At 39.8% G+C, this 16626-nt stretch carries 11 protein-coding genes; all 11 read left to right on the plus strand.

Annotation, left to right across the window (positions count from 1 at the left end; translation table 11 throughout):
* Positions 1–1564: 1564 nt before the first annotated feature.
* A complete protein-coding gene (locus GGR28_RS18600; RefSeq protein ID WP_183497341.1) occupies positions 1565–2482 on the plus strand; it encodes a hypothetical protein in 918 nt (305 codons plus the stop codon).
* Between the two features lie 1481 nt (positions 2483–3963).
* Positions 3964–4566, plus strand: coding sequence for a hypothetical protein (locus GGR28_RS18605; RefSeq protein WP_183497342.1), 603 nt, complete (start codon positions 3964–3966; stop codon positions 4564–4566).
* Positions 4567–5088: 522 nt separating this feature from the next.
* Complete coding sequence (locus GGR28_RS18610) at positions 5089–5970, plus strand: IS982 family transposase (RefSeq protein ID WP_183497343.1); 882 nt, start codon at positions 5089–5091, stop codon at positions 5968–5970.
* Positions 5971–6249: 279 nt separating this feature from the next.
* Positions 6250–7275, plus strand: a complete 1026-nt coding sequence (locus GGR28_RS18615) for a hypothetical protein (protein ID WP_183497344.1) — start codon at positions 6250–6252, stop codon at positions 7273–7275.
* Positions 7276–7658: 383 nt separating this feature from the next.
* Positions 7659–8381, plus strand: coding sequence for a hypothetical protein (locus GGR28_RS18620; RefSeq protein ID WP_183497345.1), 723 nt, complete (start codon positions 7659–7661; stop codon positions 8379–8381).
* A gap of 196 nt (positions 8382–8577) precedes the next feature.
* Complete coding sequence (locus GGR28_RS18625; protein ID WP_183497346.1) at positions 8578–9162, plus strand: TIR domain-containing protein; 585 nt, start codon at positions 8578–8580, stop codon at positions 9160–9162.
* Positions 9159–10043, plus strand: coding sequence for a DUF4231 domain-containing protein (locus GGR28_RS18630; RefSeq protein ID WP_183497347.1), 885 nt, complete (start codon positions 9159–9161; stop codon positions 10041–10043). The genes GGR28_RS18625 and GGR28_RS18630 overlap by 4 nt, the downstream gene beginning before the upstream one ends.
* 711 nt (positions 10044–10754) lie before the next feature.
* Positions 10755–11825: a pentapeptide repeat-containing protein gene (locus tag GGR28_RS18635; protein WP_183497348.1), complete on the plus strand. Its 1071-nt coding sequence runs from the start codon at positions 10755–10757 to the stop codon at positions 11823–11825.
* 517 nt (positions 11826–12342) lie between these two features.
* Positions 12343–13323: a hypothetical protein gene (locus GGR28_RS18640; protein WP_183497349.1), complete on the plus strand. Its 981-nt coding sequence runs from the start codon at positions 12343–12345 to the stop codon at positions 13321–13323.
* A 162-nt stretch (positions 13324–13485) separates the two neighbouring features.
* Complete coding sequence (locus GGR28_RS18645) at positions 13486–14406, plus strand: Abi-alpha family protein (RefSeq protein WP_183497350.1); 921 nt, start codon at positions 13486–13488, stop codon at positions 14404–14406.
* 257 nt (positions 14407–14663) lie between these two features.
* Positions 14664–16403 carry a hypothetical protein gene (locus tag GGR28_RS18650; RefSeq protein ID WP_183497351.1) on the plus strand — a complete coding sequence of 580 codons (1740 nt, stop codon included), beginning with the start codon at positions 14664–14666 and terminating at the stop codon, positions 16401–16403.
* Positions 16404–16626: the final 223 nt, after the last annotated feature.

The following is a 16626-nucleotide window of genomic DNA, read 5'->3' on the forward strand; positions in this document are numbered from 1 at the left end:
TTTCGGTCCATGCCGCCGCGCCGCCCCCTCATGGGTGGGGTTAAGTATGTTGTGTTCAAGTAAAGAAGCCCCGGCTGCGTGGGCGCCCCCGTTGGCGGATATGCCATCATACCAGACAGCTCAGCAGTGCCGAAATACCATGAAAGCGGTAACCAAGAAATTACGCTACCGCAAGGGTCAGCATACTTACCCGGATGATGCCCAAAAGGATAGCTATTTCACCATTGAGTTGTCCGGTAGCCGGCTAGAACCACCGATTGACAAGAACGCTACCGCCCGAGCCTGAACCTGCATCACAGAAATTACGCTACCGCATGGACCATTACTTTCTACCTGGCTGATGGCCGCCGTGCTTACTCTTTCACCGCGGAATTAGTTGGTAGCCGTTGAGAATTATTTATAGGACACGAACGCTACCGCCGAAACCTGAGCACGCAGGACACTTATTACGCTACCGCACGGACAACTCTTTCTACCTGGATGATGGCCGCCGTGCTTACTCTTTCACCGTAGAATTATTCGGTCGCCGTCGAGAATTATTTATTTACTACGAACGCTGCCGTTGAGGCCTGAGCCCGCAGGGCACTTATTATGCTACCGCACGGCTCAGGACACTCACCATTAGTGGTTCACATTGAGCTAACTCCTAGATTGAGCTACTCGGTGGACGGAAGGATCTATTTCTTCCGGTCAGTCTAGGATCAGTAACAAAGATCGAAATCATCCACTCATAAAATTGCCAACCGCACCAACGACTTTATCCATTCAGGATCAATCATCATCCATCAATTTCAGCCGGATGGTTGTTGGGTGGCGAGGATGCCCGGCTGGCTGGCGCTGGCGTCAATCTGCAAAAATTCCCCTCATCGGGGGTTTTTGCAGATGCCAGCCACCCCCACCCAGCCTCGTTGGTGGCCGGATAGACTCTGGTGCCCAGTAGTCGTACCATTCCAGATTTCCCATAGCTGCCACAGCAAGGCTGCCCGCGTCACAGATGACAGGATAGAGCGGCAGGGATTATTTATAAGAATCAATACTGACGAAGGTGCTTGTCCAGGTACCTTGGGCAATTGACCAAGACTAGAGATTTATTTAAAAGAAGCACATCCGCCAACACCGTGCATACGCCAACCCGGCGAGGGTGGGGGCGGGTTCTGTTTGGAGAAGGAGTGAGAGGTTGGTGTGTCTCGGTGCTTATAGAGCTAGTTGGTGGTAGCCGGGCTGACGTCTGCACACCCGTTGGGCGACAGACCGCCATCAAAGGCGGTCCGAAGAAGCACCATCCTGCCAACCGAAAATCAGGACGACCCGGTCAGGCCGGAAATCAACACTAGCTGAGGAGATTAAAGGAGAAGAATGTGAATTGCCCAAAGTCAGGAAGGTTTACGAGTGGAACATGATATATGCTCTTGGCAGATAAAAACAGGCCAAAGTCAGGGCCACTCCTCTGAAAATTGGATCTCTAATGAATTTTAATTATGGATAGAAATTATAGCTTAGATGACGCATATAAATTTTTTGATTATTTTAGCTAGAAATCCATACACCTAAAAATTATTGAAAGATGGCGAGTAATATATTGACAATATTTCTGTTTTTAACGACAATTTTTACTTTGCTTGATCAAATTCCGCGTGAGAAACGCCCAAAATCTTTGCGAAAACTCAAGTTAAGCAATGTGCTTTTAGTTTTAGCATTCTTGGTTTTGGGGTTTGAATTGTATAATAACTATGTCGAAGCCGATGAGAAGGAGACGTCTACTGAAAATCTTGATACAGTAAAAAGAAATGTCGTTAATTTAAATACTAAGGCGGAAATTGAATTTGAGAACCTAAACTCTAAATTGGAAGATTTAAATGAATTGGCAGATGATATAGACGATATCGCAGAAAGCACAAGGGAAGCAATTGCTGAACGGGAAGAAAGTCTAAAGGAATATAACCGGATAAGTGAAGAACTTCGTCAAAAGGTGCTAACAGAAAATAGGATTTTAACTGGGAAGAAACCAAGAGTTGCCGCCCTTTCTACTGAATCTAAAATTGAAACAGAAGATTCAATCAGATATCAATACAAGATATTTCTTAAAAATTTTGGGGACAGGGTTGCCGTCGATGTGGAGTACGAAATGTTTACTCTTATTGTATCAGAGGGTGGTGGGATAACTCATCAGTTCAGGACAAATTATTTAGACCCAGATGTGTTAACACTTTATCCTCATTCGGTAAATAAGACATTTCATTTCGTTAATGCAGCCACTCTGGATTCTATGGCACTTGATAGTGCGACCCTCCTACTCACAAGAATAAACGTAGAATGGTTTGATGAATTTACAAATAAAAGAGACCATCACTCTATGAGCTTCTCTACAGTTAAAGTTAACGACCAGTTTGGTCAAACCGGCACAATGAGCGGTCATCTACAAAAGGTTATCGACAGTTACTTAAAGGAAAAAGACAACCCATTTATAATACTTGATGACTGATATAGTGATAAATCGAATCGAAAAGGCAACTAAGGAAATCGCCCAACACTGCGCCCAGCGTCAACCGGGGCTGGGTGATTTGGAACTGGTGATGTCTATTAGTGTCCGGTGTCGCCCCGTCGTCAATGGCCCGAAAGCTCCCGGTAGTCGGTTTCGGTCCATGCCGCCGCGCCGCCCCCTCGTGGGTGGGGTCAAAGTTAGTACCTTCGAATCAATAATGCCCCGGCTGCGTGGGCGCCCCCGTTGGCGGATATGCCATCATACCAGACGACTCAGCAGTGCCGAAATAAATGAAAGCGGCAACAATGAAATGACGCTACCGCAAGGGTCCGCACACTTACCCGGATGATGGTGGCGAGTGGATGATTACCTCAACATCAAGTCGTTCGGTGGCCGCTTAGAATTACCGAAATGACGAGAACGCTACCGCTCGAGCCTGATCTCACATCACAGATATTACGCTACCACACGAACCATTACTTTCTACCTGGCTGATGGCCGCCGTGCTTACTCTTTCACCGTGGAATTAGTTGGTAGCCGTTGAGAATTATTTACAGGAGATGAACGCTACCGCTGAGACCTGAGCACACAGGACACGAATTACGCTACCGCACGGACCATTACTTTCTACTTGGCTTATGGCCGCCGTGCTCACTCTTTCACCGTAGAATTATTCGGTCGCCGTCAAGAATCATTTATCACACACAACCTGATCGCCGAGATATGAGCCTGCAGGACAGCTATTACGCTACCGCACAGATCTGGACACTGATCATTTTTTGAGCCGTAGCGAGCTACATAGTAGCTTGAGCTGGTCGGTAGCCGTCAAGATTTATTCCTTCAGGCCAGGCCAGTATCAGCAACAAGGAATCGATATCATCAACTCATAACATTACCAGCCGCACCAAGATTTCATCCATCCATCATCCACCATAACGGTCAGCCGGATTGCTGGTGGGTGGCGAGGCTGCCCGGCTGGTTGGCGCTGGCGTCAATCTGCAAAAATTCCCCTCCTCGGGGGTTTTTGCAGATGCCAGCCACCCCCACCCAGCCTCGTTGGTAACCGAATTGCTTTTAGTGCTCAATGGTGGCCCCATTCCTGATTCCCCATAGCTACCGCAGCGAGGCTGCCCGCGTCACAGATGACAGTATAGAGCAGTAGGGATTATTTATAAGAGTCAACTCCGATGAAGGAACCTTTCCCGTTACCTTGGACAATCAGTCAGGACTAGAGATTTATTAAAAAAAAAGCACATCCGCCAACACCGTGCATACGCCAACCCGGCGAGGGTGGGGGCGGGTTCTGTTTGGAGAAGGAGTGAGAGGTTAGTGTGTCTCGGTGCTTATAGAGCTAGTCGGTGGTAGCCGGGCTGACGTCTGCACACCCGTTGGCGGAAATAATATACAACCCACTATCTTTCAGGTGTCAATAAACACAAGGCTTACAAATTATTCACAAACCATTACAAGAAGAACTTATCTTGAGTCAACTATTTAAGGCTTCTCTCTTTGTCAAACCTATAGTGATTATAGCTGTGGCTATGGTAATGGTGCCACGACTTGCTCATGCGTGTATGTGTTTACCTACACCAATAACCGAAGAGGGTTCCACGGATAGATATGAAGTTGTGTTTGTAGGTGAGTTGATCGCTATTGAAAGAACTGAAAATATTTTCCCGGACACTCATGATACATTCCCTGTCGAGATAAATTCTTACGTCGTACACGAAACATTTATAGGTTCAGTTCCATTGGGGGATACTGTTCATATTCACCAATTTGGTATTGGTTGTACAAATACTAGAGTAGAGGACCAATTGCATACTAAGTTTTTGATTGGTGGATTCCGAGATGAACGAAAGATCCCAGACTGGCCCAATATGGAAGAATATCTGCAGGCGCAACTGTGTACGCTATCTTATTCAGAGCTGTATGAACCAGAATATAGCAACGCAATTTATGTGGTTCGGAATAGAATAAAAGCTGCACTTGAAAGGGAATTAGCAAATATCTTAGTTTTGCCGTTGGCTACGGTCCTCGTTATTGGAAGTATAATTTTTGTTTATTTTATAAAAGAGTATTAGGATCTTCGCAATATTTTTACATAAATTAATGGCTTGTTAATGATTTGCCCCTAGAACAGTATTTAAAGCGAACTCAACAATATTAGTTTTGATCTGCATAAATATTAATAACGGAGCTTTAAAATTATTAGCAAAAACTGGTTGCCTTATCTATATCCCATATTATAATTTAAAAGGATGTACTTCCGCCAACACTGCGCCATCGTCAAGCCGGCGGTGGTGCTTTTGGATGTCGAAGAAGCCTTAAAATCTACCTTAAAGCCTGCTAGGGTAAAAATGTGGGTTGGTGGAGCCGGCCTGCGGTGGCGCCCCCGTTGGGCGAAAGACGCTTAAGGTAGCCTGCTACCCACGACCGTAAAAAAGAATTGTCAGTCTCAATTATATGGACAAATGTGAAGGAGGTGTGTTTATTAACGTGAGGTTCGGGGTGAAACCGCTGATTTATAGCTGTTTATGAATGATGAGACGGGAATTTGATAACTTGGAAGACATCTGACCTTCCACCAAGTCAATCCCCGCCTCATGCTGACCAAAGATAAAGAGGATAAACTTATTGAGATCTTCGTCACCGTAGATGACTTTCTTAAACTGTTTGGGCGTCATATCGACCGGTTACCCATCCCTAAAACTCGATTCGAAGGCATCATGTGCCCCAGTGAAATTATCGCGATAATAATCTTCTACCAGTATTCAGGATTTAAGTGCTTTCAGTACTTCTACAAACAACAAGTCCAACACGAATTACGGGAGTATTTTCCCCGGCAAGTTTCCTACAAACGATTTTTACGGTTGATCAAAAAGTGTGTCCCCTACCTGTATGTATTTACCAAATGGCAATGCATGCAGTCTGAACATACCGGTGTTTATTTTATTGATTCGAAAAAGCTTCCAGTGTGTCATAATCGAAGGATACACAATCATAAGGTGTTCAAGGACTTAGCGGAGCGTGGTCATACATCGACCGGCTGGTTTTATGGGTTCAAAATCCATCTGGCGATCAATAACTTGGGACAGGTCATGAACTACACCTTTACCTCCGGTAATGTCTCTGACGCGCATCCTGATACGCTACGACACGTACTGCTAAAACTTGCGGGTAAGTGCTACGGGGATAAGGGTTATTTGTCCAGGATATTTGAAGGGCTGTATTTAAAGGGATTGAAACTAGTAACCAAAATCCGCAAAAACATGAAGAACAAATTAATGCCACTCGAGGAGAAATACCAATCATACAAGCGTGCGGTAATTGAGTCGGTATTCGATATTTTAATGACGGTATTCGATATAGATCACACGCGCCACCGGAGCCCTCAAAATGCGATGGCCCACATGCTGGCCGCAGTGGCTGCCTACTCGTTTATGGATCAAAAGCCGGGAGTTTTGATGCCAAAACTGCTTAAATAGCCCGAACCTCACGTTTTATTACTGTCCTTGAATCCCTTTATCTTACCTGACCCTCATTAAAGGCGACAGGATAGGAAAGAGCCCAACAGCAACACGCATAACGACTTGCAAAATTTAAAATATGGAATTACTCCAGGCAAAATCCAATCAGCATGATTGAAATGAACTATCTTAGTTAACTACTGATACGATTAAGGTACTGTTGGACGCCGTAAGAACTAGATTTGAAATTATAGAAGGGAAAAATACATTTTTAATTATGCGGAATTGTAATGGTAGATGAACGACACAGATAAACTAATCGATATCCTCAAAGAGGTACACGCAAGACTGGGGACCTTTGAAGAAACTCAGGCAATGGATAAAGATTTCATAGAACTTCTTTATTTCCGAGCTATGACAAGTATATATCCATTATGCTTAAGTGTAATCGCATTAATTATTTTTATATTTTTTGGGGAGCCCTTTCTTCCGAGAATTTATTTTACAGTTTTTTGTATATGTATTTTCTTTTATCGTAGCTGGTTGCTCTATCATATTATTAAAAAGGATCCTGGAGACTCCTTAATGAAATATCGTGAGTATGCTAGGTATGCGTGGCGTCGATGGGCAGTTAATACTCAATTTATGTGGATTATTACGTTAGTAGGCTGGTTTGGAGTGATTTCAATCGCAAACGAATCGTACGGTTCTTCATATACGATTTTGTTATTGTTGCTAATTAGTGGTTGTGATGAAATAATAATTATGTACGGATTTTATAATCCGAAGATTATTTTTAATCGTTTCCTCATGTATTTGTCTGAGAGTATTTACAACGTTTCTTTATTTGTTACGCCAATCGCGTTGACAGCTACTTACTTTTCTTTTACCACATATACTGTATCAATTATATTTTGCGTTGTTCTCCTGTTAGGTCTAGCAAATTTAGTGTATTTATATGTCGCTAAGCCCTCTGCATCTATCGTGGCAAGTATTAGATATATATTGGAGTTAGCAAACTACGAAAAGATAGGTATGGCAATTGGCAGCCTTGAGGGAGATATACGTGTATCCCGGAGGGTTGATAAAGACTACAATGATCTTCTTGAATCTGGGCAATATCAATATTTATCTGGTATGGCTAGCCGTGTCAATGCGCAAGAAAAAAAAGGTAGGTTTAATAAAGGTAGTAAATTCATATTAATTTTGGGTAGTATCTTTTCTTTTATTATTGCAAATATTGCCGGGCCGCTGATTCAGGAGGCAGCAGTCCCTCCTATAAAAAACGCTGCATGCAAATTTTTGTCTATTTATTGTAGTTAAATCAATTTTTAAGATAGATATACAAAGGTGTAATGTAATATATTTTAGTGTGCTCTTGAATATATAGTTTATATCAGACATTTCATTTCTTCGCCCAACACCGCGCCATCGTCAAGCCGGCGGTGAGCCTTTCGGGTCTCGATGAGGGTTTACATGCTGCCTGGAAGCAGGTTGCGGTCCCATTGCTGGTTGGTGAAGCCGGCCAGCGCCGGCGCACTCGTTGGGCGACATCGGCTAAGGCCGACGAAAGCGGGCAAGTGACTTTGGTAGTTTCGCTTATGTTTGTGTAGGGCAAGTAAGGTAAGACAGGTTGTATTCTAGAGTATCATGATTGTGGCATTGTTTTATTTTAAATTTTTACCGTATACATCAATCTCAGTGTAATGGAGGATAAAGAGGTTCCGTGGGGCAAGTACGTTCCGCGAGAAGTGCCGACGAATTGGTACAGGTACGATCTAGCTTATTCGATTCAACTACTAGAAATATTCATTTCGAATAGTGAAGAACAGATAAAGTCAAGTATTCAAGAATATATGAATACAAAGCGTCAGTCGAAAATTGACAAATTGGATCAAGCTATTAATATAGAGGATGAAGTTAGGCACAAAGAACTTAGTAATAAGCACTGGGAATTAGAGAGTTTATTCAATGAATATTTTCCCAACCTTCAAAGAAGGTCAGCTTTCTTATCCTTGTACGGTTTCTTTGAACATGAACTCGATAAGTTATGTGCACTTTTTAAGAAAACTTACGATTACAAAGTTGAGTTAATGGATATAAGAGATTTGGGGATAGAACGAAGTATAAAATATTTGACCATTGTAGCAGATCTACCTGTTGACAAAGGAGATGATAGGTGGGGGAAAATAAAATCAATCCAAAAAATTAGGAACTTAATCGTTCATAACGATGGTAAGCTTATAGATCTCTGTGGGAATCCAAGAAACACCGAGCGGAAAATAGTTGCTGAAGATGAACTTCTATCGGGAGAAGATCAAGTGTTTTTACATGTAGGTTACCTCACCTATGTTCTAGAAACATTTGATGAATTATTCAAATATATTGATGGTCTGATTCAGAGTTCGTGGTATAGGTTGAATGCGTAGGTTGAATAAAATTTCTTGTATATAGGCAATTGTGACTATCATCGCTGACTATTTTATCTATTCGAAAAACGCTAACAGTGCGTGTAGTCTATTGAGGTAATGATTGATCTACTGTAAACCTCGGCATGGATAAAAAAACACACAAAAAGTTTGAAAACCCCAATTGTTCGTTTATCTTTACATTACAATAGATCTTATGGCACGCAAATGCTTTATTTCGTTCAAATACGAAGATATATACTACAAGAATTACATTCAAAACATTTTGAATGTAAACATGGTAGATAAGTCCCTAAGTAGCCCAATAAATAGCTACAATGAGGAATATATAATGCAGGTTATTCGACGAGACTATTTGTCTGATAGTACAGTAACATTATTTTTGATTGGAAATAACAGTGCTGAGAACTTGGGGTGGAATGAGCAGAGATATATAAAAAGAGAACTACAAGCTTCTTTATACCATGGTGCTGGTAATACAAAAAACGGAATTCTAGGTATCGTTTTGCCTGACATGCATGCATCCGTTTTTGCAGGCGCTTACTATTGCTCAGATTGCGGCGCCAGCCACAGTACAGTTATAGTTGATGACACAACCGTCGTTTCAGAGTTTAGCTATAATTATTACATACCAAATAATAAATGTGCTTGGTATGAGGAGGATAAATATTGTGTGCTGGTGTCATGGGATAATTTTATTCGCAACCCACAGATCTATATTGAACAAGCTTTCGCGAAAAGGACCAGTCCAATAGCAAATAAAACTAAAGTTAGGCCATGAATGCGTTGAAAGATTCTGACTTCCCGAATATATTTATAGCTTCTAATGATGCCTCGCTGAAGTCTCAAAATTTGTATCTCATATATACAAAAGTTGAACTTATTTTATTAATCCTTGCAGCATGTTTGGCCGTATACTCTTATTCGCATACAGAAACTAAGCAATGGCTAAACGTTGTCTCTGGACTAATCTTATTGGCAACACTAATCATAACAATAGTAATTAGGCATAACAGATTTGAAAAGTTTTGGTATGAGGGTAGAGCGCTTGCTGAGTCCGTGAAGACAATATCTTGGCGGTACATGACTAGATCCGAAACTTTTGAAACGGGGGAAGGTAACGTAGATAAAATATTCATTGACCGTATTACGGAATTAAAAGATGAATTCAATAGTTTAGTTCCTGTGATGAAGAACAATCTTTTGAGTCTGCCATTTATCACCCAAAAGATGAAAGATGTTAGGGATGCAACTCTAGATGAGAGAATAAACCACTATAGGTTGTATCGCATACAAGACCAGATCAACTGGTATTCTAGAAAAGCCGAGTTCAACCGCAATTTGAGCAACCAATACTTTTGGCTCCTAATAATATCTCAAGCGCTGGCAATCATAGCGTCAGTTTATATTATTGTGCAGCCGAAAACAAACTTCAATTTTGTAGGCCTGTTTACAACTATCGCTGCAAGTCTACTTACATGGATCCAAGTGAAAAAATACAATGAGCTAAACACTGCCTATTCTACGACAAACATAGAACTGGTCAAAGCTCGAGATACAATGTCCACAATATTAGACGAAAATGCATTTGCTAAATTTGTCTTGGATGCAGAAAATGCTGTATCTAGGGAACACACTACTTGGTTAGCGCAGCGTCGGTAAACACAATATTATGATAATTGAACAGTCTTCATTAAATAATATTGCTCGACTTTCTACTGGGGAGTTCAACTACATTCGTAGATTGAATGAAACAAGAAATATAAGAAAGGAGTACTCCAAAGTAACTGTTTTTCTATCCCATAGCCATGCAGATAAAAAATACATTGAGGATATTCGTATTCTCTTAAACTAGTACAATATTACGGTCTATGTTGACTGGATTGATGATTCTCTCCCTGCGATTGCAAGTGGACTCACAGCTGCAACACTTAAAGCTCGAGTTAGGCAATGCAAGAAATTCATTTTTCTTGCTACGAATAAATCTGTTGAATCTAAATGGTGCAACTGGGAGTTAGGCATAGGAGATGGCGAGAAATATATTGATCATATTGCGCTATTACCACTTTCAAATGGTGGAATTTTCAATGGCAAAGAATATTTTACTATTTATCCTAGAATTGAAAGAACTTCATTATACGGAAGCGATCTCGTTTTGAAGTACCCGGGCGGTATACAACAAGATCTATTTAGTTGGTTGAATAATTAAGAAAAATCGCCCAACATAGTCGCCAGCGTCAACCCGCTGGTGGTGCTGTTGAGGCTCCGATTGAGTTTTATGGGTGACTGTGAGCAAATTAGAGCCAGCAAAGTTAGTTCGTAATGGCGGGCTGCGTGGCGACACCCGTTGGGCGAAACATAAAAAGATTGTATATGCTATCTAAGATTGATAAGTTTTTTTTGAGGTATTTCGTGATTACTAAAAACTTAGAGAAGTCTATACTTGACCTTTATGAAAAAGGTAAGTCTGAAAAATCTATAAATAAGGACGATATTGGTCAATTACTATTGGCTGTAAAAGTTAGACTAATTAAATTTTATGTGGGAGGAATTATTATAGCAGCTATACCAACTCTGCTTAGTGTATGGCTTTTGAGCAACCAGAACTCTATATTAGCAAGACAAACAGAATTTTTTGAGAAGCAGTTTATTGATGATAATTATTTAGAGTATAATAAGATTATCATGGACAATAGTAAGTCTGCCTCCGAAAGAGAGTACGCGGCAAGACAATTAATTACTATCGGTGAAAAACTCCGAGAAAATAATTCATTCAGAAGAGTGAATTTTCGTAGTTCCCATTTAGATGATGTAGACTTGACCGGGTTGGACTTGACCGGTATAAATTTTGATCAAGCATCTCTATCTGGAAGTAATCTGAAAGGTCAAGTATTGACGAGATGCTCCTTCAACCAAGCTACATTAATAGATGTAGATTGTGAAGGTGCTACATTTTACGACTGTTCATTTCATGATGCATTCGCGGGGACATACTTAGATTCGAAAATAAGAGATTCCAAACTAAGATTGAGATATCCAAACTATAATATGAACACAATTAATGGGGTTGGGCTGTTCAAGGGTGTTACTTTTAGTAAATGCAACCTGGACAGTTGGAAAGTAAATTTTGTTGATTTTAGAGGTGCTATATTTGAAAATTGCAACTGGAACGCAAATGGCATTGTCCGGGAGCAAGTTTATGGATCGATATTTATTAATACTTCTGGTCTGTCTGAAAGCGTTCTCGAAAAGTTGCAAGAGAATGGAGCAATTGTGACAATCGCTGATATTGACTACCATCTATCAGAAGCTAAGCGATTATTGTCTGAAGCAAGAAATGAACCGGAACTCTATCATACAGAAACAGGACTTAGTTTGGCAGTTGACTTCTATAGAGAGCTAAGATCAAAGGTGAACTACAATAATGATGTTCGCGAGAATTAAAGCATTCTAAATTTATGTAAAGAAAAATTCGCCCAACATTGCGCCCAGCGTCAACCGTGGCTGGTGAATTTAAGGTTGATTGGTACTATTGCTGTCCGGGTTCGTCCCGTCGTCAATGGACCGAAAGCTCCCTCCCCCTGGTCGGTCGGTTTCGGTCCATGCCGCCGCGCCGCCCCCTCGTGGGTGGGATTAAAGTCACTACCTACGAATTAATGATGCCCCGGCTGCGTGGGCGCCCCCGTTGGGCGACAGCCGGCATCAGGCCGGCCGACCACGTATCTAGGTGAACAAGTTTATATGGAATTATGCAATATTTATTTGCCGAATCATTTCGCTGTCAAATCAAATCACCAAACGAGCATTTGAAGAATTCATAATAAATATTTCGTAGATAGTGCTTATTATGAGTAATAACAACCGTTCACAACAGGATAATACACAGCTCTGTGAATTGTGTAAGTCCAATCCAGTTTCAAACGTTTCTTCTCATGTTATATCTCAATTTTTTATTCGGTCTATGATCAACGTGGACGGCGAAACAAAACGAGGTTTTGGAGCGAGCTTCGAAATTTCAATGTCAAAGTTTGCAAGCGTTTTTTTTGAAAGACGAATCAATGAGGATAAGGTAAAAGTCATATTGGGTAGACAATTAACTGATGATGAGATTGAAGAACTTTCCGATCACTACGCTGAAACACACTGGCTATGCTTGAACTGTGAGAAAAAATTAGAACGAATTGAAAGTTATTTCGAAAAGCAATGCTTTAAGAAACTCTTCACAGAAATTGTACCCCAAAAACCAGGACAGGAATGTTACAGTATTGATGGCAGCACTGGAGTTTTCCGCCTATTTATCTATTCGATATTGTGGAGAATGCATAACCGTGGACTCCTAAATTTCCAACTCAGTAAAAGGGTATCAAATTCGCTTAGACACATCCTCAATAAAAATCTAGATCTAGAGATAAAGGAGGTGATTAAGAATTGCGAACAAAATATTGACGGGATAGCTAAATACCCACTTAGTGTAATCACCACGCAGTATTTTGCAGATGTGACAGCGAACTTAGTACATGTAAGCAGAAATAAAATTCCTAGAATACTAGTTATTAATGAATATGTCATTATATTTTTTGAACGTGCCAAGCAAATCAACAGTTCTGACTTCAATTTTTATGGCTTAACTAAATCTATGATCCAACGGTGTTGCAATCATAATGAAGACCGGTTCCATGTCACTGTAATCCCCTCGAAATTCTTCGACGAAGTAAGGACTGCAGTTTGGCAGAAAAAAGCAAGCGATTTTATATTGGAGCTGAAAAAAAAATATAGCCAAATATCCTATATGGCATTTCGGCAGCCTAAGAACGAAGATCTATCAAACGACTTTGTCCAGGTGTTTTTGGAAGGAGACCTTCCAGAGACGGAGCGATATTCTATTGAACACGTCAAAAAATCGCTGTTGAAGTTTTATGGTAGACAAGGCTTGATTAGATAATAATAGCCGGTGAACCGAAGTTTCAACAAAACATGCATTAATATGGCTACCAACATGTTAAATCTATCCTGGGTTGAAGGAACGACTTCAAGTGTTTAAGGTGGGGTGATAACGCTCATTATATTGTTGCATATTATAAAATGAATTGTAAAAAAAGCACAAGTGCAGAAAATAGATTTATCATCCACCGCAATTGAAAAAGCAATTGACTTGATTAAGGATTTCACAAATTCTTTAATTGGACCAGCTATTGATGAAACTGGTCTGCTATTAAAAGATAGAGTTTCATACTGGAGATTCAAAAATCAATTAAACATCTTATCCAAAGCGAAAGCCATAGTTGAGAAAAATGGCATACAAACTAAAGCAATTTCCTTGAAGCTTTTAGTTCCGCTGTTAGAACATGCTTCTTTAGAGGAAGAAAGTGAACTGCAAAATAGGTGGGCTATATTAATTTCAAATCTAGTAGATGCATCGCAAAATATTGAAAACCATGTTTTCCCATATATATTGAGCCAGTTATCAATAGAGGAATACAATTCTTTACAAGCTACGATAAATGCGAAGCGTGATAGATTAATTAAAGCCCAAAAAGAACTAAAGTCATACGTGGAAACCAAAGATTTAATTAAAAGTGATTATGAATATCAAATTAATAATCTAAGCAAACAATTGAGCGAACTGAGAAGAGAATTAGATTTTGAGGAGGCAACAATAGAACAAAGATTAAATTATCGCAGTATTTATAATCATCATTCTATAATTGAAAGACAACTTTTCAAGCATAACAACCTTGAGAAAGAACTACTTGATTCTATAAAAGAAGTCCAGCAAGAATTGATTGACCGTAGCCTTGAGACCCATCAATTATCAAATTTAACTCGACTTGGGTTGATTCGATTAAAGGTTTTACCAATCGCATTTATTGATAGCCATTCTATACGAAATGAAAGAGAAGAAGAATATTTAACGCTTGAAGATGTAGAAATACAAGTAGATGTGGAAAATGAAAGGTATTACCTTACAGAACTGGGAGAACTATTTATTAGAACTTGCAACGAAAAACAATCGAGTACAAATTAACCATCGCCCAACACTGCGCCATCGTCAAGCCGGCGGTGGTGCTTTCCGGTGTCGATGAAGCTTGCAAAAGATGATCGAATGGTCGTCGAGGTCTGGTTGCTTTTCGGTAAAGCCGGCCTGCGGTGGCGCCCCCGTTGTGTGAAACAATAAAAATGGGAGCTCGGTACCTAAAATTTTACTGTAGTGATATGTTCATATTGATTCTTAGATGAAGGGGTACTATATTCGTTTCGAATACTCATCCCAAAAGCTCTCTTATGCTTCGCTTTAAGCTAATTTTCTTATCACTACTATGCTGTTGCTACATCAACGGCCAAGAAGCCCCCAGACTTGCACTTACTGGGACAAATCCATCTTTCTCCAAGGGTACTATCGATACAGAGCTATTAAGCAGTATTATTCAGTCAAAACAAGAAGAGGTTAAGGAACGACTGCTGAGAAACACAATCATTGCACAATTTAAAAAAGAAGAGAATAACTATACTAAAAGGTTAAACAATTTTACGACGTTCAGTTATATGTATAATCTATTAAACACTATTACTACTGGCAAAAATAAGTCGGCAATGACAAAGCTTGTAATAGAATCAACTTCAGAGTTTGCGTTTATTTATGGTTTAGCCTATTTGAATTTTCCCGATGTCATCACCTCGGCGAAAGCAACGAGTACAAAGAGTGCCAACCAAGATATACAAAATATTGTAATTGGCAATGTTGAGGATTTTAATATTTTAATTGATCTATGCTATGACATAGTTTACAATCGAAAATCAGAGTTGGCAAACTTTATGGAATTTAAAAATCGACTGAGTGACGCCTCCTTTGATATCTGGTATGAAGCGGATAATGCTTATAAAAAAGCTATAGCTTTAGCTACAGATAAAAGTGACGTTGCTACCTTGCAAAGACTTGGAATGTGGCAGCAGACTATAGATGCTAGCTTAACCGAGTTAATAGATCTAGAAACTTCAATTCGAAATACGATTGAAGCTATCGAGTTGCTTGGCGACAACGGCATATCGTCTAAGTGGAACCGAATTATTAATGGTTTTGCTTCATCCGATGGATCTACTCTTGCAGACATTGTAAAAGACTTAATTGCAAAGAATAGTGGAAAATTTGACCCAACGGTTTTAAACTATTTACAAACATTTGAAGAATTTTTATCGAATGATTATGACAACGCTATATATATTTATAGCTTTTACAGAGGACTTGCTAAAAGCAATTTCAAAGATTTTAGTTTGACCGAGGATCAATTTTACGGATTAAAATATATAATTGTCAAATTTATAGAAATTGCAAAAAATCAATATCCGAATGATGCGATTTCGGGAGTACTTGAATATCTTCTTGAAAATACCCTTGTTGAATTTCTTGATAGTAATGGGGACTTAGTTCCCAATGAAGACTTAAGCACCAAAGGTTATATCTACTTAGATGTAGAGTCATTAATTTCGAGTATAGATAGTTGGTTTAATAGTATAAAGCCACGAAAGATTTCAAAATATGTTTCACCATTTTTGATAATCGGTGCAAATTACGGTGTGTTTTTTGATGAAAATCAACTTCTTCCAAGTTCTCAATCTTCCACCATCGGTAATCTCTATTATGCAGTAGAAAAAATAGGTATAAAATATAAAATATGGAATTATAAGTACACTCATTCTTTTGAGCCAGGAGTAAGCGTGAGCTATTATGGTAAAAATTTTAAATGGAGACGTCCACAAGAAGAACCACTGATAAGTGACATTTATGTGTATAGCTATTTTTCAGGAATACTTTACAACCTTGTCGACGTAAAATCAGAGGAAAACTTTGACTATGCATTATTTGGAGGTGGTCTAGGAGTGACGTTTTTTAACGGATTAAATACAAATTTTAGCTTATCCAGTCCGATCACAGACGGATCTATAAATAACAAAAATATTTTTTTTAATGTGGGAATTGATATCCCGATAATAGATTATATCTCCGAATTGACGAAGAGGAGGTAAAATTCACACAACATTGCCTACCACGTACAGCCGCCGATTGAGGTTTTAGGTACTATTGTTTCCTTACAAGCAGACTAAATGTAAGTACATACCCCGATTGCTTATTGGTGAAAGCGGCCGTCGGGTAGGCCCCCGTTAGGTGCAACTAAAACAAAACTTACAATTGCAGATTAAAGTTATAACACATTCAGATCCAATATTACATCAAGTCATTGCCCTTGGT

Source organism: Neolewinella aquimaris (genome assembly GCF_014197245.1).
GTDB lineage: Bacteria > Bacteroidota > Bacteroidia > Chitinophagales > Saprospiraceae > Neolewinella > Neolewinella aquimaris.

Excerpts from the sequence above, each read along its gene's own strand:
- GGR28_RS18600 (WP_183497341.1), top strand. The coding sequence starts at position 1,565 with ATGGCGAGTAATATATTGACAATATTTCTGTTTTTAACGACAATTTTT.
- GGR28_RS18610 (WP_183497343.1), top strand. The coding sequence starts at position 5,089 with ATGCTGACCAAAGATAAAGAGGATAAACTTATTGAGATCTTCGTCACC.
- GGR28_RS18615 (WP_183497344.1), top strand. The coding sequence starts at position 6,250 with ATGAACGACACAGATAAACTAATCGATATCCTCAAAGAGGTACACGCA.
- GGR28_RS18620 (WP_183497345.1), top strand. The coding sequence starts at position 7,659 with ATGGAGGATAAAGAGGTTCCGTGGGGCAAGTACGTTCCGCGAGAAGTG.
- GGR28_RS18625 (WP_183497346.1), top strand. The coding sequence starts at position 8,578 with ATGGCACGCAAATGCTTTATTTCGTTCAAATACGAAGATATATACTAC.
- GGR28_RS18630 (WP_183497347.1), top strand. The coding sequence starts at position 9,159 with ATGAATGCGTTGAAAGATTCTGACTTCCCGAATATATTTATAGCTTCT.
- GGR28_RS18635 (WP_183497348.1), top strand. The coding sequence starts at position 10,755 with ATGCTATCTAAGATTGATAAGTTTTTTTTGAGGTATTTCGTGATTACT.
- GGR28_RS18640 (WP_183497349.1), top strand. The coding sequence starts at position 12,343 with ATGATCAACGTGGACGGCGAAACAAAACGAGGTTTTGGAGCGAGCTTC.
- GGR28_RS18650 (WP_183497351.1), top strand. The coding sequence starts at position 14,664 with ATGCTTCGCTTTAAGCTAATTTTCTTATCACTACTATGCTGTTGCTAC.